We start from the raw sequence: 24086 nt of genomic DNA on the forward strand, positions 1-24086 counted from the left end.
GATTGGAGGAATTACACCCTATCAAAAATTGACGCTGGCAACACAGGCTCTACTTCTGTGAACCATTATTAATGGGGGGATTACCAGATAGATCTTTCATATTGCATAATAGGGAGGTAAGAATGTCCACATCTACTGCGTTTATTGAAGAGATGGGTTCGTTATTTTCTGCCCCTAGACAGTACAAGCGGATTGCACTAAAGAAAAAGGTACTTATTTGGCCCTTGGATGAACTTGACCAGGATATGCCTGTTGATTGCGCCTCTTCCGGATGGACGGAAACCGTTGGAGAGGGAGGACTCTGTCTCTTTACTAAAATGAAGATTCAGGTCAATCAGGTTTTAATGGTTTCCCTTAAGGCCGGAGCAGGGCATGTTCCCACCTTGGTTGAGGTGAAGTGGATTTCCAGGAAGTTTGATTCATGGTCTAAGGTTGGGGTAAAGTTTTTAATTTAGGAGGCAGCACTAAAGGAACCATGCGTATTTTAATCATAGAAGACGACGAACGAATTGTGGGTTATATGAAAAGAGGCCTGGAAGCCGAGAATCATGAGGTCGAAGTCGCTTCTGATGGCCAAAGGGGAATGGATATGGGAGAATTGCTTCCATTTGATCTGATCCTTCTTGATATCTTTCTTCCCCAAAAGAACGGATTAGAAGTCTGCAGGTATTTAAGGTCACGACAGGTCACGACGCCCATTTTTATGATGACGGCAAGAGATACGGTCGATTCAAAGAAGGCTGGCTACAGCGCAGGCGCAAATGAATATCTCTCAAAACCTTTTTCCTTTGAAACACTTCTGAATAAAATGGATAAGACATTCTCTGCCAAGTAAGCCGGTTCATCTGAAAGATGGATGACATCCCCCTCCCCCCCCCCGTGCGATAGAAACCGCGATACAATATTTCCCTACATTCGGTTTCCCTGTGAAACGTGATATTTTTATGCGCAATTCTTGTCAAAAATTGTGAAAAAGTGCCTGATTTTAATCAGGGGAATCGCTCAATCTGGCCTGTTTTCTAGATATATTTCTATCCATGCCGACTCCAATTGGGGTGGGCGTAAGATATTTAGAGAAAGTATACCCGATTTTTCAAGGACTCTTAAGCTTATCGTTTTGGCTCAGGTCTTGCATCCAGATTAGAGATGATGGATATTATGGAATTGTCATAAGTTGAGATGGAGGGGGACGTGGAGGGTGTCATGAAGCGCTTGATGGTGTATTCACATGATCGTTCGGGTTACGGAAACATTCAGAGGATGCTGAACATTTGCGAAAGCCTTATTCAATCCGACCCGGACCTTTCTGTTCTTGTTGTCTCCGGGTCTCCCCTGATGCAGTCCTTCCGAATTCCTCAGCGGCTCGATTACATCAAGCTGCCATCACTTCGTCTTGCTGAGCCCTGTGGCGGGGGCTTTTCTGTAGCAGGAAAAAAGGATCAAGGAAATGTACACTTGCAAACGGATCTGATGCTTTCTGCGGTGAACCATTATCGTCCCGACGTCTTCCTGGTTGATAAAAGTCCGTACGGAGAGGCAAATGAATTGAAAGAGGTTCTGGACCACATCAAGGTCCGGCTTCCTGAGACCAAACCTGTTCTCCTTCTTGGGGATATCGTCGATTCCCCCGAAACCACGTCCAGGATTTGGGAAGCGACTCTGTCTCATTACGCGATTCGCGCATTCTATGATCTCGTTTTGTTGACGGGGTCGCCTGAAATGTTTGAGGCGAGTTGTAACTACGTATTTCCGGGACCGGTTTGTGGAAAGGTTCGTTTTTGTCTCGACCTTTGTGCATTTTCACAGATTACGCACTATGTTTCAAGCATGTTGCTGGGATATTCAGTGGGAGATGAGAGGGGCGGTTATCCCGCTTCCGGCGGTTTGTTTTCCAGGGATCTTCCTAAGCAGGTCCCATCAAGGCTGGTGTATACTTAAATGAGGATGGCGTTCAAGCCTTCTTTTCTGATGTCAATTTAGCCTTCCCTGCCATTTTCATCTCCAGAAAAATGGAGCTGTAAGATATGAAAATTCTAATTTATTCCCACGACTCATATGGTCTGGGTCACATCCGCAGATCGCTTTCAATTGCCGAGCAGGTTACTTCTGATTTTCCTGACGCAGAGCAACTGCTCCTGACTGGATCGATGCAATCTCATTCGTTCAAGAAACCGGACCGCATGGACTATGTCAAGCTCCCTTCCATCAGTAAATTCTCCACAGGTGGATATTGCTCTGGATCACTTGCGGTTTCTCTGGATTCTATTATGGCGATCCGTGAGGAGATGATTTTTAGCACGGCTCTTCATTTCAAGCCGGACCTATTTCTAATCGATAAGGCGCCGGCAGGGATATGCGGTGAATTGCTCCGCTCTTTAAAGTACCTCAAATCCGAATGTCCGGAAACAAAGCTGGTCTTGGGAATGCGTGATATTGAGGATGATGCCAGGATGGTGAGGAAGGAATGGAAACGTGGAGGGGTCTATACTCTTCTGGAAGACACCTATGACGCTATCTTTCTCTATGGTTCCAGGGAGGTTTATGATCCGGTTCCCGAATATGGTTTGTCTGCCAAAACCGGAGATAAAATGATCTCTTGTGGCTATATCGGTCGGAAAAACTCTGTCCGTCAAAAGGATAAAGTCCGGAAGGAATTAAAGATGAAAACGGACTGCCTTATTGTCGTTACGACAGGAGGTGGAGGAGACGGCTTTGACATATTAAGCACATATCTGGAGATGCTTTTATCGGAATACAAGGACAATACCCTGAATTTTGACTCATTGATTGTCACGGGCCCCTTGATGTCTGAGTCCGAGCGAAGCCATCTTAAGCGTTATGAAAGTATGGGTGCGCCGCTTACGATGATCCGTTTTACCCCGGATATGCCAAGCTATTTAAATGCGGCTGATCTGGTGATCTCAATGGGGGGATATAATTCCTTCTGTGAGATCTTATCCCTTAAAAAGCGCGCAATTATTATTCCCCGAGTCAAACCGCGATTAGAACAACTCATCAGGACCGAATGTTTCGTCTCCAAAGGACTGGTCCGTATGATTCATCCGGAATCCTTAACATCCAAGAGACTTTTGAAGGGAATCAATTCTACTCTAAAAGGGGATGATCTCGTGTGTCCCCGTGATGCCGGTGTTGGTATGGAGGGCGCGATGAATGCGAGTCGTGCAATTGGAAGACTCCTTGCATTAGACAAGGAATTTACTTCTTGATGAAGGAAAAGTTGACTATGAGAGAAAACCCAGGAAGAGATGCACCTTTAAAGGTCTGTTATTTCCTGAAACGATATCCTCGTCTGTCTGAGACATTCATCGTTAATGAGATAGAGGCACTTCAACGGCAAGGGGTAGATATTACGATCGTTGCCGGAAAATCAGCTGGAGAGGAGATGGTTCATGAGAAAGCTCAGGCCCTTAAGGTTCCCGTCTACTACATGCCTAAGGTCAAGGAAATCCCACGTGATGCCTGGTCGGTGAAATACCTCAGCACCCTTTCTGTGACTCCGGCGGAGCTTGGGCCGGATGCTCTCTGTGGCCCAATGTCTAAGGAAGAATATCGGATTTTAATTGAGGCGGCCATGATCGCGCCGCTTTTACTGAATCTCGGGGTTGACCTGATCCATGCTCACTTTGCAACATGGGCGGCGACGGCCGCCTCATGGGTCAGTAAAGTGACCCGTATCCCCTATAGTTTTACGGCCCATGCAAAGGATATTTACCATGAGAGCGTCGATAAAAGAACATTAAGCGAAAAAATGGCCATGGCCAGGTTTGTCGTCACAGTCAGCGACTTTAATAAAGAGTACCTTGAGGAATGCCTCAAATCTGAAGGGAGGTCGGGAAGAATTATCCGCCTGTACAACGGCATTGATCTGGATGAGTTCAAGCCCTCCCAGGCTGAAAAAGAGCCGGATCTTCTTGTTGGCGTGGGACGTTTGGTTGAGAAAAAGGGGTTTTCCTACTTGATCGAGGCATGTAAGCTTCTTGAGGAAAGTGGAAAGTCTTTTAAGTGTGTGATTATTGGTGAAGGAGACGAGCGAAAGGCCTTGGTGGAATTGGTTAAAAAATACGGACTGAAAGAAAAGGTGTTGTTTCTGGGGGCCAAAACACAAACAGAAGTTATTCGGATCCTTAAAACGGCTTCGGTGTTTGTTCTTCCCTGCATTATCGCAGAGGATGGGAATCGTGACGGGCTTCCGACGGTTCTTCTGGAGGCTATGGCCCTCGGGGTTCCGGTCATCTCAACAACTGTCACTGGTATTCCGGAGATCATTACGCACGGGAAGTCGGGTCTCCTTGTCCCGCAGAGAGATCCGAGGCTCCTTGCCAGGGAGATCGGAGAGGTTCTTGCGAATCAGGAACTCCAGTCCCTTCTACAGCGAGGAGGGCGCTTGAAGGTTGAGGAGGTCTTTGATGTCAAAAAGAATATTTTTGCCCTGAAAAGAATATTTAGCCAGGCCGTTATTAATTAGGAATACTTGGAATGAAGATCGCATACATTACGGCTGACAATGGTATCCCGGTTTTTGGAAAAAAAGGGGCCTCCATTCACATTCGAGAACTGGTCAACGCACTGGACCTCCTAGGTCACCAGACCACGGTACTGACTGTTCGTCGAGGGTCTTTTTTTGCTCCTCTGAAGGCAGAGGTTATTACGATGGAGGCTGATCATTCTTCTTCGCAGGGTGAGAACCTCAGTAAGGAGGAGAATGCCCTTGCCAGGGAGCGGCGATCCCTTCAGTCCAGTATTACGATTGGAGAGTATTTGAGCGTACTTCATTCTGAATCGCGCTTTGACCTGATCTATGAGCGGTATTCCTTGTGGAGTACCGCTGGTGTGAGAGTCGCTCGGAAGCTCGGGATTCCTTGCCTTGTAGAGGTAAATTCCCCTCTTCTTGAAGAGCAGCAGAAGTACCGGGCCTTACACCTTTCCACAGAAGCGGAAGCTGTTGAAGCGGAAGTCTTCAAGGAAGCAGATGCCTTATTGGCTGTTTCAGCACAGGTCAAGTCCTATGTCATTTCGAAAGGAGCTATCCCGGAGCGAACTTTTGTCATTCAGAATGGTGTGGACGTCAAGCGCTTCCATCCTGCCGTCGAACCAGCTTACTTGGAAGGGGTCGATGGAAAGTTTGTCCTCGGGTTTGTCGGGAGCTTAAAGGATTGGCACGGGATTGACATTCTTTTGAAGGCATTCAGGATACTTCAGAAGCGTTCCCCGGATTATCATCTACTCATTGTCGGTGATGGACCCCTTAGAACCTGGATCGAGGATTATGCCCGGGAGCATCAACTGAAAAAAAAGATGACTATTACGGGATGGGTTTCGTACGATCAGCTTCCAAACCTGATTCAGCGTATGGATGTGACTGTTGCACCCTATCCATTCTTAGAAGATTTCTATTTTTCTCCACTTAAACTCTTTGAATACATGGCTGCTGGAAAACCAGTTATCGCAAGTCGAATCGGCCCGATTGAGAGGGCGATACAAGATGGAAAAACCGGTCTGCTTGTCCGTCCCGGAGACCCGAATGATCTTGTGGTAAAGATTGAAAGATTACATTCTGAACCCGCCCTTCAAAAAGCGCTTGGAATTGCAGCATCCGCAGAGGCCGGTCACCATACCTGGGTGCAGAACGCCCATCGCGTGATGGAAATTGTTGCACCATTGGTGAAGAGAAAATGAAGATTTCTTTCAAGATAAATCCGGCATTTCAGAGAATCAATGCGAATTCGATCCGTCGGATTTTTAAGCATTTTGGGGGCCACTTGGTTCGGCATCGGGGAAAACTTCTCCAGGCGGGGGTGTGCCTGGTGGGTGTCGCGGCGATGGAGTTGCTCCGTCCCTGGCCGATTAAAATGATCTTCGATATCATCCTGGTTCCCCAAGCCGAGGTGGCGTTTCTTGAGCGCTTCCCTGTGTTTGGTGGAAACAGAGAGACCCTTCTTGCTGCTTGTGCCCTTTCTATCCTGCTTATTGCTGTCCTGGCAGGACTTTTTAGATATGGACAAAAATATCTTACGGCCAGTGTCGGCCAGAAGGTAGTTGCCTCGGTACGGCGGCAACTTTATAACCACATCCAGTATCTCTCCCAGTCTTTTCACAACAAACATCATTCGGGAGATCTTGTGGCGAGGTTGACGGGTGACATCCGGATGCTCCGAGACCTTATGGTTGTCGCGGTTATCTTTGTAAGTGAAAATATTCTCATCCTTTCCGGAATCATTGCTGTTATGTTCTGGATGGATTGGCAACTTAGCCTGGTCGCCCTGTGGATACTTCCCTTTCTGGTCCTTGTCGCTTTTCACTTTTCTGTAAAGATCAAGAAGGCGACAAAAAAGCAGAGGAGGAAAGAAAGTGAGATTACGAGTGTCATCACCGAAACCCTGGCCTCGATTGAAGTTGTTCAAGGTTTCGGACGAGAAAAATATGAGAGCCAACGTTTTTCCAGCAAAGATAAATCAAGCATGAAAGCAGGTCTGAAGACGACGCGTATGGAGGCGAACTTAAACCGGTATGTTGAGGTTCTTTTGGCGGCCGGGATTTGCGCCGTCTTGTGGTTTGGGGTTAAAAAGGTCTTAAGCGGTGCCTTGACCCCGGGAGATCTCCTTGTATTCACGGCTTACTTGAGAAGTCTGTACAAACCGATTCGCAGGCTCGCCAGTTTTACCAGTCGGATTTCGAAGGCCACTGTTTGCGGTGAACGGATTGTGTCTATTCTCGAAATGGAACCAGAGATCAAAGATTCTCCAGGGGCAATCGTGGCCCCGCCCTTCCAGGGAGAGATTATTTTCGAAAACCTATCTTTTTCCTATCGTCCAGGAGAGCCCGTCCTGAATGGGGTGGATTTTAAAATGAATCCTGGGAAACTGGTGGCCCTTGTGGGGCCAAGTGGGTCTGGGAAATCGACGGTTGCGAGTCTTCTTATTCGTTTTTATGATCCCCAGAAGGGCCGTGTCCTGATTGATGGGAGAGACCTCCGATGCTACACTATAAATTCGTTGCGTGAGCAGATTTCTATCGTTCTTCAGGAGTCCCTGCTGTTTGCCACGACAATCCGGGAGAATATTTCCTACGGAAAACTGGATGCGAGCATGGAGGAGATTGTGGCCGCAGCGGAAGTGGCCAATGCCCATGACTTCATTATGGGGCTTGCGAATGGGTATGACACAATCGTTGGAGAGCGGGGAGGCACCCTTTCGGGAGGGCAGAGGCATCGGATCGGCATTGCCAGGGCCGTCATCCGGAACACCCCCATCTTGATTTTGGATGAGCCGATGACGGGTCTTGAAGTTAAAAGCAAGTTGAAGGTCCGAGAGGCCTTGGATCGTCTCATGGTTGGGAAGACATGTCTCTTCGTAACCCATGACCTCCAATCCGTGGCCGGGGCTGATCAAATCCTGAGTATGGAGGGGGGACGAATTGTTGTGCAGGAGCCAATCGAAATCCCTGTCACTGGGCGTTGATAATTTCACCAAGGGTTTGGGATCTCTAGATTCATGATCCGAAGGCCCGGAAGTTTTCTGAGGAAAGGTGTTAAATGAGCGTAAAGGTTCAGCCATCCAGTTCTGTGCAAGTGGCATTTCGGTATGAGCCATCTCTACTAAGAAATCTTGAGACGGCAATCTCTTCTCATGCAATGCTTGAGATTCTCCGGCGCGACTGGCCATATCTCAAGCAAAAGGGGCTGGTCCTGAAAGATTGTCGTGCGATCAGGGTCTATCCTCGTAAGGGAAAAGATTTCCTGCTCGAATATGAAATGTGTTTTCTTGAGAGGGGAAGAGAAAGGGTCGAACGCCTTTTCGGTGAGCTGGTTGGGGCAGGGGCTGGGAAACGGTGTGATGATCTCCTGGAAGCATTGCAGAAGACGCGAAAAAAGCAAGTTTCCAGGATGGGTCCGGATCGAATTAGCTGCCTTCCTGGTTTGGGTCTCGTTCTACGATTTTCGGGAATAGATGAGAAACTCGCGGGAATGAAGTTACTCAATAAACCCTTTATGTTCAAACCCATTCTGGAACAATGTTTATCGGAGAATAGTGAAAAGATAAGTGAATGCTCTATTGAAGTCCTTCGTCACCGATTGGGAAAGCGCTGTATCTTTCGCCTGCGTTTCAGCGCCTTGGATAAGAAGACCGGGAAGAGAATCCCTCAATCCGTCATCGGGAAAATATATCCTGTTCGAAGAGACCGGGGAGGCCAGGTCTTCGTCGAGATGCAAGACCTATGGGATCATGACTTTTCAGACAAGAGTGAAGACGGGATCCGGATTCCCAGGCCAATCGCTTATCTTTCTGAATTTCAGCTTCTCTTGATGGAAGATGTCCCTGGTTCCTACTGGCTTGGGTTGCAAGAACCGGGGGTTGCAGCTTCTATCGAGTTGGCAGGAAGGGCTCTTGCTAAACTGCATCGATCTTCCCTGAAAGTTCCTGGTCGGCATACCGTCGAGGATGAATTGACATTGTTAAGGGATCATTGGGGTGTCATCGCCTCACAGATTCATCCGGAGCTGAGTCCTTCTCTCGTGGCGGCATTCGACAAGGTTCGTCGTGGCCTCGACAGGTGCCGGGCCTTTGAGCCCACTCTGGTGCATCGGGACTATTATGAAAAACAGATTCTGGTGGACCGTTCCCAGGCTTTCATGATTGATTTTGATACAATCTGTCTCTCTGACCCTGCAATTGATCTTGGAAATTTTCTGGCGCACATCAAGTTGGCGGCCATGCAGTCTCCTAAAAGTGTCATGCCGATGGAGGAGGCCTTTTTACAGGGCTATGCCCCTCAACTTTCTGGAGATTTTTCAGCCAGAGTCGAGGCCTATACTCAGTCCACCCTCCTCCGGTTGTCCTGTCTTTACTCCATCTGGCCTCAGTGGCGCCATCTTGCCGAGCCTTTATTGAAGGCTGTGACGTGATGACTTGGGCCCTCCCTGAAGATTCCAGTAAAGTAATTCGGATATGACCTGTTTGGGCGGGTTGTCTATCATATAGAAGTATAGGCTTGTTTTAGTATAAGGAAGTATACTCATATGACCAGAAGGAACCTTAACGCATTTATTCTAGTATTGTTCTATTTCATCTTCTTTTTCCCTCTCGTGGTGTTGGCGGAATCAAATGATTTCAAGGAAGGCGATGTCTGTCGCAGCGTTCTCCTGAAAGATAAAAGAGGGCGGAAAGGTCGAGGTCGGTGGAAAGAATGTATTGCTTTATACAAAAAAACAAGCGCTTTTGAAGAACGTAAAGGGCGTGCCGCATATGAAGTTGCCAGACTATATCACCTACGCGCTCTATCATCTGAGAAAATCAATTTTGAAGATTTGAAAAAGGCAAAAAGATATTATAATAATGCGATTGATCAAAATAAAATGAAGGCTGGCCTTATCTTTGATGCCAAAAAGTTGTTGCGTGTTGTTGAGATGGAGCTTGTTGTTTTTGAAGAGGCGGTTTCCAAAACGAGACCCATTGATCGGGATGCCGCGCCTCCTTTAAATTTTGTCGTGAGTCCCGAGTTCTCTGTTGGTGGAAAACTTGGTTTTGAAGTCAGGGAAAGAAAAAATAGAGACTTCAATGATGCCAGGGACGATAATGATACCCGTATCGAGACGATACTCAGCCTGGCAGGCCTCTATCAGCTTGGAAGCGGGATGGAGTTGTTTGGCGAGTTGGAGATTAAAAACCAGGCAGACTCCAGACCCGTACGGAAGGGCGGGAATTCTCGAACGCTAAAAGGAAAGTTTAAAACAGGCTATCTTCTGATCAATCGATTTATGATTCCTTCCATGCGCCTGCAACTTGGGCGCCAGAGGTTTAAGGACTCCCGGGAATGGGTCTTTGACGAAAAACTCGATGCGGTTCGGGTTTTCTACCGATTTTCAAAGGTTGAATCTCAACTATCTTTAAGCACGAACATTATTGATCCGAAAATTACCAGAGATAGGATCATCAATCTGATCTCTTATACCTCTTACCGTTTTGGCCCCAAGAAGAAGGCTTCTTTTTACTTCGTGAATCGTAGAAGAAAAGATTTAAACCTCAGCTTAAATTTCATGGGAATATCATTGAAAGGAAGGCCGAACAAGAACCTGAAAACCTGGCTTGAATTGGGAGGTGTGTCGGGGATCGAAGGACCCACTGACGTTTCCGGCTACGGCTTTGACCTGGGCGCGAGCCTTCGTCTTAGATATCCCTTAAAACCCTATTTTACACTGGGATATGCCTTCGGTTCAGGGGACAAACTTCCAGGTGACAACAAGGACAATAGTTTTAGGCAGACAGGCTTACAGGACAATGCGGCAAAGCTTTGGGGGATAGCCCGGATTAAATATTATGGAGAATTGTTCGATCCGGAATTAAGTAACATGACGATCATTACCATTGGCATCGGGATCCGACCCATTAAAGCCGCCTCCGTGGACCTTGTCTATCATTCCTATTCTCAGGTATGGACCGTACCCAATCAGGTGATACCGCTCCGAAATGTTGGTATTAAGGCGAGTCCGGCAGGCTTATCGAGAAATCTGGGTCATGAGATCGACATTGTCTTTGGGATGAAGCTGACCAAGAGGATAAGTATCGAAGTGACATCAGCCATTTTCTCCCCTGGCAGTGCCTTTGTGGATTCGGATTCGGCCATGCAAATTGAAGCAGAGCTGGAGTTCACTTTTTAGGGAAAGATCCGCTGGGAAGAAAGAAGGTCAGTTTCAGGGGAAAATGGGAATAATTTCAAAAAATGGATAGGGAAAAATACGAATCAGGATGAAGATCTTAAGAAAGGTCAGGGTGCTTCCTTTCATGATGCTTGTTCCGGCCTTCGTTATGATGATGGCGGGCTGTGGGGGTTTTGTTGATGGGCCTGATGGACCTTTCCTTGTTGAACGTAAAACTCCTAGTGTTGCCACTGTAGCGGGAGCATTTTCTTTTTCTGGGGACGGCGAGACAGCTACGTTTATGCCGGATTCTCCCCTTTTTAGCAATGCCAGGTATCTTGTGATATTAAAGCCCGAGATTACTGATCTTTCCGGGAATGCGCTGGTAGTGGACCCAGTCGATGGTGAGATTAAATGGGATTTTTTTACCGGACCCTGATAAGATCATAAATTATTTCTTTTTGAGAAGTGTGGAAGAATAAACCAGGATTGATCTTATTCAATATTTTATTAGGAGGTAATAGTGAACATCGCGATTATAGGAAGCGGGTATGTTGGTCTTGTTACAGGGGCCTGTTTTTCGGAGTTTGGTTTAAATGTGACTTGTGTTGATAAAGATGAAGAGAAAATTGCCCGCCTGGAGAAGGGGGAGATCCCGATTTATGAGCCCGGTCTGGAAGAGTTGATCAAGAAGAACCGGGAAGGTGGGCGGCTTTTTTTCACAACAGATATTGCCCATGCGATTAAAGATGCTCTCGTCATTTTTATCGCGGTCGGGACACCGCCGAGGGGAGATGGCTTTGCCGATCTCTCTCATGTCGAAATGGTGGCCGAAACGATTGCAGATAATATGGATGGCTACAAAGTGATTGTCACAAAGAGCACCGTGCCTGTCGGGACCGGGGCACGCCTCCGGGAGATTATCGGGAGCCGACTTAAAGAGCAGACCGATTTTGATATTGTTTCTAATCCTGAGTTCCTTCGGGAAGGTTCTGCTATTGAAGATTTTCTTCACCCGAACCGAGTGGTGATCGGCACGGACAGCCAACAGGCGGCAGCCATTCTTCGGGACCTCTATCGCCCGCTTTACCTGATTGAGACGCCCATGGTGATGACGGATATCCTGACGGCCGAGATGGTCAAATATGCTTCAAATGCTTTTCTGGCGACAAAGATCTCCTTCATCAACGAGGTGGCCAATCTCTGTGAAAAGGTGGGGGCCAATGTGCAGATGGTGGCCAAGGGGATGGGCCTGGATAAAAGGATCGGTTCAAAGTTCCTGCATGCAGGCCCTGGATACGGAGGGTCCTGTTTCCCGAAGGATGTTTCCGCTCTGGCTCAAATTTCAGGAAACCACGACTATGACTTTAAGATTATTAAGGCTGTTCTGGATGTAAATCAGAGACAGAGAACTTTCATGGTCGAGAAAATTGAGAAGGTCTTGGGCGGGTTCAAAGGGAAACGTGTTGCTGTCCTGGGGCTTTCGTTCAAGCCAAATACAGATGATATACGGGAGGCGCCCTCTCTATCGATTATCGAGGCCCTTCAAAAAGGGGGTGCCACGGTCGTTGCTTCAGATCCGGTGGCGATTGAAGAAGCCAGAAAGGTGCTGGTTGATGTGGAGTATGCTTCCGATCCCTATGATGCGGCAGAAGGGGCGGATGCCATGATTCTCATTACGGAATGGAATCCTTTCCGGAACCTCGATATGGCGAAACTCAAGCTTAGACTCAAAACACCTATTTTCATCGATCTTCGTAATGTTTATGAGCCGAAGCGGATGGCGGAGATGGGTTTTAATTATACGAGCGTTGGACGTCCTTCTTATCCCGCAATCTAGGACGACTGACGGTCCCCATGTGAAAAAGGGTTGACTGCTAATTGGGAATAAATATGATACCGGGAGATTGGAGTTTTAATAGGAACAAGAATCAGTATCATATTCTTGTTCCTGCAGCTTCATATCCCTCCTGGCAACAAGAAAGCGTTGCGTAGTGCTTGGTCTTCGGATGTTGTGTCCTAAGGCTTGTAGAAACTTCGGATTTTCAGATCCTGCTGTTTATTTTTGAATAGAGGGGTGATGGACGAAGCACTTCTGTTGAAGGGTGCCTTTGAGGCCGCCCCGATAGGGATTTCTTTCCTGGCCGTGAAGCCTCTCGGGAGGTATCTCCAGTCAACCCTGCCTTTTGCCGGATGACCGGATATGCCAAAGAAGAACTACTGAAACGCGATTTTCAGAGTATCACGTCTGATCCTTATTTGAAGGAGAGTGTTCAGGCGGTCCAGGGCCTTCTTGTTGGCAGCAGAACGGCTCCCGTGGTGCTGGAAAAGCAGTATATCCGAAAAGATCTGAGCTTGTTTTGGGTTCGTATTCACATTTCTTTGATTCAATCTGATTCGAATATCCCATCAGCATTTTCAATTCAAATTCAGGACATTGATCTCCAGAAGAAGACAGAGAATTTTCTTCTGGAGAGTGAGGCGCGCTACCGGACCTTGATTGAGCTCTCACCGGACTTGATCTTGATTTGCAGTGAAGAGAAAGTGGTCTATATCAATGCGTCAGTTTCAAACAGACGATTTTATCGAAATCGTTTTAAAGGCTTTAAAGGATAGCAGGTTGGATCCTTGTTCTCTGGAGATGGAACTCACAGAAAGTCTCCTGGCACAAAAACCGGGGGGGGGGTACGGCCGCCCAACTGCAAGAATTGAGCAACATGGGGATTGAGATCACAATCGACGATTTTGGTACGGGATATTCGTCACTCAGTTATTTAAAGCGATTTCCAATCTCTTGCCTGAAAATCGATCAGTCTTTCGTGCAGTCTGTGACGGTCGACGCGAATGATGCTGCCATCGCAAAAACAGTCGTCCGGATGGCCCAAAGTCTTAATCTCCGTGCACTTGCAGAGGGGGTTGAGACGGCAGAACAACTCGCTTTCTTTCGTTCAATACATTGTGATGAAGTGCAAGGATATTTTATCAGCCGACCCATTTCGGTTGACAAGGCCGAGGCCTTTCTCATTAGGGCACTGAAAAGTGTCGGGAGTTGACCCAGGTTCATAGGGGACAGTCCTCAGGACGGATCGCTGGTCGACGCGATTTTCTGGATGTCTTTCGGAAACAGGACAATCTCGATCCGCCTGTTTCGTTGTTTTCCTTCATCCGTGTCATTTGATTCGACAGGGCGATACTGAGACAGGCCGATTGCGATAAGGTTGTTTGGGTCAACCCCTTGTTCTGCGAGAAAACGAACGACATGGGTTGCCCGTGATGTGGAGAGCTCCCAGTTGGTCGGAAATTTCTTTTTTATTCTCGGACCGATCGGGACATTGTCGGTATGTCCTTCGATATGAATATCATTTTCTTTGACGCCCTTTAAAACGGTACTCACCTTCGCAAGAACGGCCTTTCCTTTATTGGTCACATCACTGCTTCCGGAAGAAAAGAGGATCTTGTCCACGATTTCAACAGTGAGGCGGTTCTTGATCTGAGAAATCTTGATACTGCCTTCCGAGATCTCTTTCTGAAGCCTGTTCACGAGATCCCGACGTGCCTTGCTCGACTCCTGGTGTTCCCGCTCTCTTTGGGCCGCTTCTTCCTGTGTGACCTGAAATCGATCCCGGACCTTGTCGAGAATCCGGGTAATGCTGACCAACTCTGTTTCCCGTTCTGAAAGAAGATCCTGGAGCGCAAGGTGCGCCTGAACCCGTTCGGCCAGTTCCGATTCAAGCGATGCAATTTCCTGCTTCTTTTTTTGGAGATCTGTTTCGTACTCTCCTTTGAGCTTAATCATCTTGTTTTTTAATTGTTGTTGCGTCTTGCTCCCCATCTCTTTTGAAAGGGCTAATTGCTCTTCCAGAACCCCAATGCGGTTTCCCAGGATGGTCTCTTGATCTGCAGCCGCTTGTCTGGCATCCGACAGCTTGGATTCTGTTATCTTGAGTTGTCTTTTCAGCTTTGAGAGTTCTTCTTCAAGCATGGCCCGCTTGCGGGTCTGGTTCTGTAAGCGCTCCGAAAGGGATTGGGTCTCCGCAAGTTGAGATTCAAAGCGGCTCTTGGTAACGCACCCTCCGATAAGAAAAGAAATGATGACTGACGTTGCTGAAATCCATCTGAATGTTTGTTTCATGTGTTACCTCCTTACCAGGGGTTCTTCTTCACTCCGGGATTGTTTGATTTTAGGTTTTGCTTGCTTAACTCTGGTTTTGCTTGTCGCGGGCACAGCGGAAACCGAAGCCTTTATTCTTGATCTCCGGGGTGAAGCGGCTTCTGTTGTATACGGGGGAGGAAAGGCCGCAGCCATAGGACATGCAATTGTACCAGGACCCTCCCCTGAGGACCTTGTTCCTTCTGCCATAGTGGATATTGTTGACACGATTTCCTGGGTAGGGGAGGTACCAGCTGCTGGTCCACTCATAGACGTTTCCGGCCATATCGTATAAGCCATAGGGACTTTTTCCGTCTTCAAAGCTCCCGACCGGCATGGTTCCCCCTTTCGATACCGAAATTCCCCTTGAGAGCGAATGTTGAGGGGTGTTTGCCTTATTGGCGTCGAACTGAACCCCCCAGGGAAAATGCCGCTGATCGGTTCCTCGTGCCGCCTTCTCCCACTCCTCTTCCGTTGGAAGGCGTTTTCCCTTCCAGCGACAGAAGGAATCTGCTTCGTGCCAGCTGACATAAACAACCGGATGGTTGGACTTTCCCTGAGGATAGCTTCCCCGCCTCCAAAGGAGGGGTGTTGAAGCCCCGGCGGCCTGAATGAAATCCTGGTAATGGGCGTTGGTCGTTTCATAAAGATCCATGTAAAATTCCTTGACCTCAACGGGATGGGCTGGGCCTTCATCGGCGTTTCCCTCCCCCTCTGCCGCCGGACGCCTCGGACTCCCCATGATAAAAGGGCCTTCAGGAATCAGGACCATGTCCTGTGTGATGATTTTTTCTTCGGGGACTTGTGAGACCGGGAGGACATAAGGTGGGATTTCCGGATTTCCCCCATGACATTCCTGGCACTCCGGTCTGGAGGTGTCGGTGAGTAAAGTCGATGTGTCCACATGACAATGGCGGCACTCCCCGACCATTCGGTGGTCTTCTCTCGCCTGTGTTGCAGCCGTCAGGCCTTGCGGGATAAGATTGGTTAGGACCGAGAGAGAGCAGGAAAGGGAGAAGAGAATCATCGACCAGAAGGCGACTTTCTTTAATCTCATCGGTCGATCCCCAATTCATCCCATATCTGATCGATCTTTTGAACCACATCAACGTCCATGTTGATAAGCTTTCCCCATTCCCGTTTTGTTTCCGGATATATTTTTGTTGTTGCATCAATTCCCATCTTAGAGCCAAGTCCCGGTTCGGGTGACGCGAAGTCGAGATAGTCAATCGGTGTGTTCTCGATAATGAAGGTATCTCTCGCCGGATCAACCTGTGTGGAAATCGCCCAGACGACATCCTCCCACTTTCGAATGTTGATATCAAGGTCTACAATGATAATGTACTTAACATATAGAAATTGTTTAAGAAATCCCCATATACCCATGATGATCCGCTTGGCGTGGCCCGGGAATTCCTTCTTCATGGAGATGACGGCGATGCGATAGGAGCAGGCCTCCATCGGAAGGTGGAAATCGCCAATTTCAGGGAAGTGCTGCTTCAAAAGCGGCATGAAAATCTTGTTGAGCGCCAGGCCAACCACGGCATCTTCGCGTGGCGGACGGCCGGTTGTGGTCGTGAGATAGATCGGGTCCCGCCGATGTGTAATGCACTTGATTCGAAAGATCGGGAAGGACTCGACGGCGTTGTAGAAACCGGTATGGTCCCCGTGCGGACCTTCCGCGGCCATCTCGCCGGGGTGAATTTCTCCCTCAATAATGATCTCGCTGGTGGCGGGGACTTCGAGATCGACGGTAAGGCAGCGAACCAGGTCGATCGGTTTCTTCCGAAGAAGTCCTGCAAAGTGGTATTCGCCAATTTGTTCCGGGACCGGGGTGACCGCTCCGATGGTCATGGCCGGATCGCAGCCCAGGGCAACGGCGACAGGCATCGATTTTCCTTGGGCCATCCATTCCCGCCAGTGTTTTGCGCCGCCCCGATGTTCGAGCCAGCGCATGATGGTCGATTTTTTATCAATCTGCTGCATTCTGTAAATCCCGATATTGTACTTCGTATCATTTTCTGAAGGGGAGCGGGTGACGACGAGCGGCCATGTGATCTGGGGGGCGGCATCGTCCGGCCAGCAGTGGAGAATCGGAAATTGATCAAGGTCGATCTGATCCCCTTTCAGAACGACCTCCTGGCAGGGTGCCCGGCGGATGCTCTTGGGCGAAAGGTGAAGGATCCTTGCATAAAAAGGGAGATGTTTCACCGCATCGATAAAGCCTTTCGGCGGTTCGGGGTGTTGGAGAAAGGCCAGAAACTCACCAACTTCAAAAAGTCCCGCTTCATCTGTGTTTAATCCGAGCGCGACCCGTTCAATCGTGCCGTAGAGGTTGATGAGCACAGGCATGCGGTGTCCTTTGACATTTTCAAAGAGGAGGGCGGGCCCCTCTTTTTTGATTACGCGATTGTATATCTCTGTGATTTCGAGTTTTGTATCGACCTCTTTTTTAATGCGAACGAGTTGTCCGATCCCTTCGAGGTGCTGTATGAATTGGCGGAGGTCTTGATAGGGCAATGTAAACTCCTTTTAGTTTAATGGGTGATAGTTAAGCACGATCCCGATCAAGACGGTCAGCCCCACCCAGACATGGGATCGGAAAAGGGAGAAGAGCGTCGCTCTTGAGAGTGAATTACGGAGTCGTAGACTTTGATAAGCAAAGAAGAGGCCGATCCCACCCAGACTGAGGTAGTAGACCGGCGTCATTTGCATTTGTCGGCCGCTGAGGGTCAAAAATAAAATGACCAGGGCGAAAAAAAATCCGACGGCAAACCAGGATTGTCTGCCAAAGAGAACAGCCGTTGATTTGATTCCGATGCGAACATCATCATCGCGGTCCATGAGGGCATAGATGGTGTCATATCCCGTTGCCCAGAACAGGTTGGCCAGCAGGATAAAAAAAGGGGCTGCAGAAAGTTCATTCCTCACGGCGGTCCATGCCATGATAATTCCCCAGCTAAAGGCGATTCCGAGAACAAGCTGTGGAAGATGGGTGACCCGCTTTGCAAAGGGGTAGAGCAGGGCGACAAAGAGGGCGGCAAAGCTGAGGAGGATCGTGAAGGGGTTGAGCATCAGGACCAGGAGAAACGAGAGGGTGATGAGAAGGGCTAATGTGGAAATTGCATCATTCATCGTTACGCGACGTGACGCGAGAGGGCGACTTTTTGTCCGTTCGACTCGCGCATCGAGTTTTTGATCGGCCATATCATTGGCGACACAGCCGGCGCTCCGCATCATGAAGGCGCCGAGGATAAAGATGAGGAGGTGCTTCAAACTCGGCCTTCCCTCTGAGGCAGCAAAGAGGGACCAGAGGGTGGGAAGCAGGAGTAGGAGGGTACCGTATTGCTTCTCCAAGCGCATTAGGTGCGCGATGTCTTTTCTCTTTTTCCAATAGGACTTGGTGAAATTCACAGCATGCCTGAAGGGTCGGGAGAACAATATCAATCCCCCCTCTTGACACATCGAAAACCGAGATCTTCCAGCCGCTCTGTCGGCGGGTCGTATGAGCGTGTTGCGGCACGGGCGGTTACCTTCAGGACCTGTTCGTAGCCTCCCTCCTGGTAGTGTCCTAATGAATGAAAGGAAAGGCCTTTAACGACGCGGTACTTCATCCCAAAGTCTTTGTCCCGGTAGGGACTCTCTGGATAAGGCAGATACCAGCTTTCGGTCCACTCCCAGACATTGCCGATCATGTCAGCGACTCCATAGGGGCTGAGGCCTTCTTTGTATGTTCCGGCAGGGGCCGTATTGATCCGGATATCCGCGCCGGGCGCCAAGTGGGCTCGTTCAAGGTCAAATTGATCCCCCCAGGGATATCGTCGTCCATCCGCTCCCCGAGCGGCCTTCTCCCACTCTTCCTCCGTAGGAAGATGTTTCCCGGCCCATTGGCAATAATCATTGGCGTCATACCAATCGACGTAGCGCACAGGATGATTTCCTTTTCCGGTTTTATATTGTCCGTTGATCCAATGGCTTGGTGCTGGATGTCCGGTGGCAAGCGTAAATCGCCTGTATTCGTCTTGTGTGACTTCATATAGGTCAATAAAATACCCTCCCAGGGCAATCTCTTGACGGGGATGTTCATTCTCAAACCAGGGGCGGGGGAACCCGAGCCGGATGGCATCCTGATTCACATCTATTTCATCTGTTCCCATTACAAATGTCCCGGAGGGGATCCAGGCCATATTCTCCGGCGCTGTGCGGTCAGGGTCGGAGGGGTCTATTTTTATTCCGGAGATTGACATGCAGCCGCTGGTGATAATACTCAGGACAAGAGGGAAGAGGAGTGAGGAGAAAAGACTTCGCAGATGAATGCTGAAGCTTGGTCTGATATTCGAATACGATAACGTCTTGCCCAAAACAAGGTGTCCTGTGAGAGCCCAAGCCCTTTCGCCGTATCTGGAAAAGGAAGATGGCTGATCTCGAAGCGATCGCGAAATGTCTCGAGACAGCGTTCTTCGATGATCTGGCCGAGCGGTTTTTCTCCTGATCTCATCTCCTGGTAGAACTCCGGTTTTAATCGAGAGATGGGAAATGTTGAAACAGCGAAAAGCAATCTTGTTTCCGGAGAGTCACGTCGATCTGTTTTTTGCGAGGGATCGGCGTTTGGCGCGAGTGAGCCGCCGCTCCTCAGCCAGATCCGGCGTTCAAATCCCTTCTCCCTTTTCGGAATTCCTATCTTTTCTGAAAGGTCATCGTTGATCAGGATTTCGCCTTGGTACTCTATCTCCACGGTGACCGACCTCAGTGTTAATGCCTTCAGATGTCTGATGACGGTCCCGCTTGAGGTGAGGAGTAATCGAAGGGAGGGATCAATTTTAAGTCCCCGCGTATGTCCCCGGCAGTAAGTCCAGAACGCCTCCAAGTTAAGCCAATCCTGTTCCATGTGGATTTCATCCTACTTAAATCATATTTTTGTGTCAAGTATCAGAGCAGGTCGGGCAAGGCATCCTTTACTCTGTGTGGGACCCCTTGATCATCTGATAGGCCTCGACCACGCGCCGGAGGCTGCTTTCGGAACTTCGGTCCCCTCCGTGGGCGTCGGGATGGTATTTTTTAGCCAGGCGGCGAAAGACTGAAGTGACTCTGGACATGCTGACCCCCTCTTCCAGGTCCAGGGCCTGATAGGCTTCTGTCAGAGAAGAGATTTCTCCTTTAGACGAGGATGACCCGTTTCCTGTCTTCTGGCTAAAGCGGCTGAAGAAATCAGACAGGCGGGAAGAAGCGCGCCGTCTCCGGCGCGGTCGCCGGTACAGAACGGCTTCAAGCTCGTCCAGGAGGTCGGCAAGATAATCAAAGCGTCCTGCTGATTGCCGCAACAGGGCCATGTTATCGGCTTCATTGATCTGATCGCTTAGCTTTAAAAAGAGGGTTTCAAAACGGTCGATCTTTTCTTCGATCTTTAAATAAGTCAGGACCTCGGTTTCGTAATAACGGTCGAAGGCATAGGACAGGCTTTGTTGCAAGGACTTGTTCAGGCGGGAAAGGTGGTCCTGGAGCTTTTTTTTTCGTTCGTTTAGTGTTTTTGAGGAGCTTGAATCCTGGGTCATTCCCCCCTCGTCAAGTTACTGTATGGGTTTTTATTTGTCAACGCGAAAATATCTTGCATCCGGATGGTGAAAGGTCAGGGCCGAAACGGTCGCTTCCGGATCCATCATGTCTCCTTCCGTGAGCTCGACCCCGATCTCGGCGGTGACATTCAAAAGGCGGAAGAGCTTTTGTTGGTCAGACATGTCGGGACAGGCGGGGTAGCCAAAACTGACCCGGACGCCCCTGTATTTATTTTTGAGGGTATCGGCTATGGTCATGCCGTTAGGATCACCGATTCCCCAATCGGAGCGGATCTTTCTGTGGAGCCATTCAGCGAATCCCTCGGCCCCCTCTATCGCGATGGCCTGGAGCAGGTGAGACCGAAGGTAGTCTCCCTCATTCTTCCAGGACTCAGACAGTGCGTGGATCCCATGACCCGTAGTGACGACAAAAAGGGCGATGGTGTCGATTTCCGTGTGATCGGACCTCCGGCAGAAATCGGAGAGGCAGAGATGATCTCCATGCTGCTGGCGAAGGAAGTGAAAGGTCTCAAGGGGCCGCTCCGGATTGGACGGTTCATAGAGCATCAGGTCGTTCCCCTTTGATTTACAGGGAAAGAAGCGATAGACCCCCTTGGCGGTAAAATATTTCTTGGAGAGAATTTCTTCCTTGAGCGCCTCAACTGTGGCAAATAACTTTTCTGCCTTTTCATCTTTTTCAGCAAGAAGACGGCTGATATTTCCCTTGAGTCCAAGGTGCTTCCCGTAAAGCATCGCGGGGTTAATAAAATCGAAGATCTCCCGAAGCGGGCCTTCCTTGATGACATGGTGGATGAAATCGGGCGCTTTCGGCAGGGCATGGCCGTGACGCACCGAGGAGGGGAACACGCGTTCAGGAGAAGGCGCGGGGCGTTTCTTTGCTCCCTCAGCATTCTTGCGTATCGCGCTCTGGTCTGTTTCGAGCCGGGCCAGTAATTTTGGACGGGTCTCCGCATTGGTCAAGAGGTTGGCCAGCTTGAGCCCGTCCATGGCATCCTTGGCGTAGAGAACCGGACCGGTATATTTAGGCGCGATCTTCGCCCCTGTAAAGCGTGGGGTGAGCGCGGCGCCACCGACTAGAATCGGGAGTTTGATCCCCGCATTTTTTAAATCCTGTGCGGTGATGGTCATTTGTTGGGCCGATTTGACCAGGAGGCCGGAGAGGCCGATCATGTCCGGATTTTCTTTCCGGACCGCATCAATCAGGACGTTGGGTGCAACCTTTATTCCGAGATTAACAATCTCGTAGCCGTTGTTGCCGAGAATGATCTCGACCAGGTTTTTCCCGATATCGTGAACATCTCCCTTGACGGTGGCCAGTACCATTTTTCCGCGGCTGGCGGCATCATTCTTGTCAATGGAGGGTTCCAGATGCCGAACTGCGGCCTTCATGGCCTCGGCCGACTGGAGAACCTCGGCGACGATCAGTTCGTTGAGGTTGAAGAGCCGTCCGACCTCGTCCATGCCCGTCATCAAGGGTCCATTGATAATATCAAGCGGCTTGTTTTCCTTCAGCTTCAGGTCGATGTCGGCAGTCAGTCCATCTTTTGTCCCCTCAATAATGTACTGTGCCAGGCGTTCATCCAAGGGGAGACGGACTTTTTTTTCCTTCCCGGTGCTTACCTTTTTGTCCCTGAAGTGAACGGCAAAGCGCGCGATCGGATCTTCGCCTCTCCAGAAAAGGAGATCTTCGGAAAGCAGACGCTCTTTCTCGGGGATAGAGGGATAACGCTCCAGTTTTTCGGAATTGACGATGGCGTAATCCAGGCCGGCCCGAACCGTGTGATAGAGAAAGACCGAATTGAGGACCTCTCGGCCCGCGGGCGGAAGGCCGAAGGAGACATTGCTGACGCCGAGGATGGTCTTGACCTCGGGAAGGGCCTCCTTGATGGCGCGTATTCCCTCAATAGTCTCCCGCGCAGAGCCGATATAGTTTTCATCGCCGGTTCCGACCGGGAAGACGAGGGGATCAAAGATGATATCGCGGGGCGCGATGTGATATTTCTCGACCAGAAGTTTGTAGGACCGTAAGGCAATCTCGAGCTTTCGCTCACAGGTGACGCCCATGCCCTGATCGGGGTCTTCATCAATACAGCCGACGACCACGGCCCCTCCATACTTTTTAAGGAGAGGGACCACCTTCTCGAAGCGTGCTTCTCCTTCTTCCAGATTAATCGAATTGATGATACATTTTCCCTGGCAGAGCTTGAGGGCCGCCTCGGCCACTTCATCATCAGTCGAGTCGATCATGATCGGAACGCGTATTTTTTTTGTCAGAAAGTTCAGGAAGGCATCGATGTCACTCAACTCCTCCCGGTCGGGGTTTGCCATACAGACATCGAGGACCTGCGCGCCATTCTTAACCTGCGACCGTCCGATCTCGGCCCCTTCTTCAAATTTCTCCTCGACAATCATTTTCTTGAATTTCCGGCTTCCGATGACATTCGCCCGTTCTCCGACGATGATCGGCCGGTTTTCCTCCTCGATCTGAAGAAAGTCGATCCCGGAGACGGCGGTCTTCAGGGTCTCTTTGGGAAGCCGCGGTTTTTGACCTTTTACCATTTCAGCGATGGCCGTAATGTGTGCCGGGGTTGTCCCGCAGCAGCCGCCGATGATGTTGACCCAGCCGGCTTCCACAAAACGGAGAAGTTTAGAGGCCAGTGATTCAGGCGTTTCTTCATAGAGGCCCTCTTCATCCGGCAGACCGGCATTCGGGTAGATGCTGATCATGGTGCTTGCCATGGCATCGAGGGAGCGGATGTGGTCGGTCATGAATTCCGGTCCGGTCGCGCAGTTCAGCCCGATGGACAAGAGCGGGAGGTGTTCGAGAGAGGTATAGAGGGATTCCACCCCCTGACCGGCCAGCATCGTTCCGGTCCGTTCGATGGTGGCCGAAACCATGATCGGGAGGGCGCGTTCTGTTTCCGCCTCGGCCTGGAGGAGCCCGATGACGGCGGCCTTCAGATTCAGGGTGTCCTGAGCCGTCTCCAGAAGGAGGAGATCAACGCCCCCTTCAATCAATGCGATGGACTGAAGCCGGGAGGACGCGACTAACTCGTCGAAGGTCACCCCGCCGGTGACGGTGATGGCCTTCGTCGTGGGTCCCATAGATCCGGCGACAAAGCGGGGCTTCTCGAGCGTCGAACACTTTTCAGCCGCTGCCCGGGCCAATCTTGCCCCGGCCCGGTTGATTTCCGAGACCTTTTCCTGGAGATCGTATTCGGCAAGGACGATGTCCATTCCGCCGAAGGTGTTGGTCTCAACAATATCCGCGCCGGCGGCAAAATAGGTTTCATGAATCGATTGGATCAGGTCTGGTCGGGTGATATTCAGATTCTCATTACACCCTTCCAGCGCGTCCCCTCCAAAATCGGCGGCGGAGGGATCTTTTTCCTGAATCATCGTCCCCATCGCCCCGTCCATTACGAGGATCCGCTCCCTAAGTAGTGTCTTGATCTGTTCGCTTCGGTTCATAATTCTCTCATTATCGGATGTACAAGACCTAAAAATAACTCTATCCTAGCAGAAAATTAGATTGTACGTCCATACCCTTAGACCTGTGATTCCATCTTCTGAATCCGGGATATGTTTCTGATTCTGTCCAGGATTTTCACTTGATTTTTTCGACCTCCTACGGTAATCCTCCCTAAATATAAAGGTGCTCAGAAGTAGAATTTTCCAATATAGTAATTTAGGAGGAGAATCTACGATG

Annotated in this window: 21 protein-coding genes; 13 read left to right on the forward strand and 8 right to left on the reverse strand. The window is 49.6% G+C overall.

Annotated features, from left to right (window positions below; genetic code table 11):
- Positions 1-122: 122 nt before the first annotated feature.
- From EYQ01_05590 to EYQ01_05650, 13 genes are all read left to right on the forward strand, one after another.
- Positions 123-455 (forward strand): hypothetical protein, encoded by a 333-nt coding sequence (locus EYQ01_05590; protein HIE65272.1) that lies wholly within the window; start codon positions 123-125, stop codon positions 453-455.
- Positions 456-475: 20 nt separating this feature from the next.
- Positions 476-835, forward strand: a complete 360-nt coding sequence (locus EYQ01_05595) for a response regulator (protein HIE65273.1) — start codon at positions 476-478, stop codon at positions 833-835.
- 368 nt (positions 836-1203) lie between these two features.
- Positions 1204-1938: a hypothetical protein gene (locus EYQ01_05600; protein ID HIE65274.1), complete on the forward strand. Its 735-nt coding sequence runs from the start codon at positions 1204-1206 to the stop codon at positions 1936-1938.
- A gap of 86 nt (positions 1939-2024) precedes the next feature.
- Entirely contained in the window at positions 2025-3227 is a 1203-nt protein-coding gene (locus EYQ01_05605) for a glycosyltransferase (GenBank protein HIE65275.1), read from the forward strand.
- Positions 3227-4486: a colanic acid biosynthesis glycosyltransferase WcaL gene (locus EYQ01_05610; protein HIE65276.1), complete on the forward strand. Its 1260-nt coding sequence runs from the start codon at positions 3227-3229 to the stop codon at positions 4484-4486. The genes EYQ01_05605 and EYQ01_05610 overlap by 1 nt, the downstream gene beginning before the upstream one ends.
- Before the next feature lie 11 nt (positions 4487-4497).
- Positions 4498-5697, forward strand: a complete 1200-nt coding sequence (locus tag EYQ01_05615; GenBank protein ID HIE65277.1) for a glycosyltransferase family 1 protein — start codon at positions 4498-4500, stop codon at positions 5695-5697.
- Positions 5694-7478 carry an ABC transporter ATP-binding protein gene (locus EYQ01_05620; GenBank protein ID HIE65278.1) on the forward strand — a complete coding sequence of 595 codons (1785 nt, stop codon included), beginning with the start codon at positions 5694-5696 and terminating at the stop codon, positions 7476-7478. The genes EYQ01_05615 and EYQ01_05620 overlap by 4 nt, the downstream gene beginning before the upstream one ends.
- Positions 7479-7552: 74 nt before the next feature.
- Positions 7553-8923, forward strand: coding sequence for an aminoglycoside phosphotransferase family protein (locus EYQ01_05625; GenBank protein ID HIE65279.1), 1371 nt, complete (start codon positions 7553-7555; stop codon positions 8921-8923).
- Positions 8924-9037: 114 nt separating this feature from the next.
- On the forward strand, positions 9038-10675 hold the full coding sequence (locus EYQ01_05630; protein HIE65280.1) for a hypothetical protein: 1638 nt from the start codon (positions 9038-9040) through the stop codon (positions 10673-10675).
- An 88-nt stretch (positions 10676-10763) separates the two neighbouring features.
- Positions 10764-11093, forward strand: a complete 330-nt coding sequence (locus EYQ01_05635) for a hypothetical protein (GenBank protein ID HIE65281.1) — start codon at positions 10764-10766, stop codon at positions 11091-11093.
- Positions 11094-11177: 84 nt separating this feature from the next.
- Positions 11178-12494, forward strand: coding sequence for a UDP-glucose/GDP-mannose dehydrogenase family protein (locus EYQ01_05640; GenBank protein ID HIE65282.1), 1317 nt, complete (start codon positions 11178-11180; stop codon positions 12492-12494).
- A gap of 353 nt (positions 12495-12847) precedes the next feature.
- Positions 12848-13270, forward strand: coding sequence for a PAS domain S-box protein (locus tag EYQ01_05645; protein ID HIE65283.1), 423 nt, complete (start codon positions 12848-12850; stop codon positions 13268-13270).
- A 101-nt stretch (positions 13271-13371) separates the two neighbouring features.
- Positions 13372-13707: an EAL domain-containing protein gene (locus EYQ01_05650; protein HIE65284.1), complete on the forward strand. Its 336-nt coding sequence runs from the start codon at positions 13372-13374 to the stop codon at positions 13705-13707.
- 23 nt (positions 13708-13730) lie between these two features.
- On the opposite strand, the gene EYQ01_05655 is transcribed toward EYQ01_05650, so the two are convergent.
- The 8 genes from EYQ01_05655 to metH form a co-directional block, all read right to left on the reverse strand.
- Positions 13731-14786, reverse strand: coding sequence for a chemotaxis protein MotB (locus EYQ01_05655; protein ID HIE65285.1), 1056 nt, complete (start codon positions 14784-14786; stop codon positions 13731-13733).
- A 64-nt stretch (positions 14787-14850) separates the two neighbouring features.
- Positions 14851-15861, reverse strand: a complete 1011-nt coding sequence (locus EYQ01_05660; GenBank protein ID HIE65286.1) for a formylglycine-generating enzyme family protein — start codon at positions 15859-15861, stop codon at positions 14851-14853.
- The gene (locus tag EYQ01_05665; GenBank protein ID HIE65287.1) at positions 15858-17324 is read right to left on the reverse strand and encodes a UbiD family decarboxylase; all 1467 of its coding nucleotides are present in this window, start codon (positions 17322-17324) and stop codon (positions 15858-15860) included. Before EYQ01_05665 ends, EYQ01_05660 begins: the two co-directional genes overlap by 4 nt.
- 12 nt (positions 17325-17336) lie before the next feature.
- The gene (locus EYQ01_05670; GenBank protein ID HIE65288.1) at positions 17337-18269 is read right to left on the reverse strand and encodes a 4-hydroxybenzoate octaprenyltransferase; all 933 of its coding nucleotides are present in this window, start codon (positions 18267-18269) and stop codon (positions 17337-17339) included.
- A complete protein-coding gene (locus EYQ01_05675) occupies positions 18248-19051 on the reverse strand; it encodes a formylglycine-generating enzyme family protein (protein ID HIE65289.1) in 804 nt (267 codons plus the stop codon). Before EYQ01_05675 ends, EYQ01_05670 begins: the two co-directional genes overlap by 22 nt.
- Before the next feature lie 20 nt (positions 19052-19071).
- Positions 19072-19692, reverse strand: coding sequence for a DUF98 domain-containing protein (locus EYQ01_05680; protein ID HIE65290.1), 621 nt, complete (start codon positions 19690-19692; stop codon positions 19072-19074).
- 67 nt (positions 19693-19759) lie between these two features.
- On the reverse strand, positions 19760-20134 hold the full coding sequence (locus EYQ01_05685) for a hypothetical protein (protein HIE65291.1): 375 nt from the start codon (positions 20132-20134) through the stop codon (positions 19760-19762).
- A gap of 252 nt (positions 20135-20386) precedes the next feature.
- Positions 20387-23848 (reverse strand): methionine synthase, encoded by a 3462-nt coding sequence (gene metH / locus EYQ01_05690; GenBank protein HIE65292.1) that lies wholly within the window; start codon positions 23846-23848, stop codon positions 20387-20389.
- Positions 23849-24086 lie beyond the last annotated feature (238 nt).

Source organism: Candidatus Manganitrophaceae bacterium, from assembly GCA_012960925.1.
Classification (GTDB): Bacteria; Nitrospirota; Nitrospiria; order SBBL01; family JAADHI01; genus DUAG01.

Excerpts from the sequence above, each read along its gene's own strand:
- EYQ01_05590 (HIE65272.1), top strand. The coding sequence starts at position 123 with ATGTCCACATCTACTGCGTTTATTGAAGAGATGGGTTCGTTATTTTCT.
- EYQ01_05595 (HIE65273.1), top strand. The coding sequence starts at position 476 with ATGCGTATTTTAATCATAGAAGACGACGAACGAATTGTGGGTTATATG.
- EYQ01_05600 (HIE65274.1), top strand. The coding sequence starts at position 1,204 with ATGAAGCGCTTGATGGTGTATTCACATGATCGTTCGGGTTACGGAAAC.
- EYQ01_05605 (HIE65275.1), top strand. The coding sequence starts at position 2,025 with ATGAAAATTCTAATTTATTCCCACGACTCATATGGTCTGGGTCACATC.
- EYQ01_05610 (HIE65276.1), top strand. The coding sequence starts at position 3,227 with ATGAAGGAAAAGTTGACTATGAGAGAAAACCCAGGAAGAGATGCACCT.
- EYQ01_05615 (HIE65277.1), top strand. The coding sequence starts at position 4,498 with ATGAAGATCGCATACATTACGGCTGACAATGGTATCCCGGTTTTTGGA.
- EYQ01_05620 (HIE65278.1), top strand. The coding sequence starts at position 5,694 with ATGAAGATTTCTTTCAAGATAAATCCGGCATTTCAGAGAATCAATGCG.
- EYQ01_05625 (HIE65279.1), top strand. The coding sequence starts at position 7,553 with ATGAGCGTAAAGGTTCAGCCATCCAGTTCTGTGCAAGTGGCATTTCGG.
- EYQ01_05630 (HIE65280.1), top strand. The coding sequence starts at position 9,038 with ATGACCAGAAGGAACCTTAACGCATTTATTCTAGTATTGTTCTATTTC.
- EYQ01_05635 (HIE65281.1), top strand. The coding sequence starts at position 10,764 with ATGAAGATCTTAAGAAAGGTCAGGGTGCTTCCTTTCATGATGCTTGTT.
- EYQ01_05645 (HIE65283.1), top strand. The coding sequence starts at position 12,848 with ATGACCGGATATGCCAAAGAAGAACTACTGAAACGCGATTTTCAGAGT.
- EYQ01_05650 (HIE65284.1), top strand. The coding sequence starts at position 13,372 with ATGGGGATTGAGATCACAATCGACGATTTTGGTACGGGATATTCGTCA.
- EYQ01_05655 (HIE65285.1), bottom strand. The coding sequence starts at position 14,786 with ATGAAACAAACATTCAGATGGATTTCAGCAACGTCAGTCATCATTTCT.
- EYQ01_05660 (HIE65286.1), bottom strand. The coding sequence starts at position 15,861 with ATGAGATTAAAGAAAGTCGCCTTCTGGTCGATGATTCTCTTCTCCCTT.
- EYQ01_05670 (HIE65288.1), bottom strand. The coding sequence starts at position 18,269 with ATGTGTCAAGAGGGGGGATTGATATTGTTCTCCCGACCCTTCAGGCAT.
- EYQ01_05675 (HIE65289.1), bottom strand. The coding sequence starts at position 19,051 with ATGTCAATCTCCGGAATAAAAATAGACCCCTCCGACCCTGACCGCACA.
- EYQ01_05680 (HIE65290.1), bottom strand. The coding sequence starts at position 19,692 with ATGGAACAGGATTGGCTTAACTTGGAGGCGTTCTGGACTTACTGCCGG.
- EYQ01_05685 (HIE65291.1), bottom strand. The coding sequence starts at position 20,134 with ATGGCCCTGTTGCGGCAATCAGCAGGACGCTTTGATTATCTTGCCGAC.
- metH (HIE65292.1), bottom strand. The coding sequence starts at position 23,848 with ATGAACCGAAGCGAACAGATCAAGACACTACTTAGGGAGCGGATCCTC.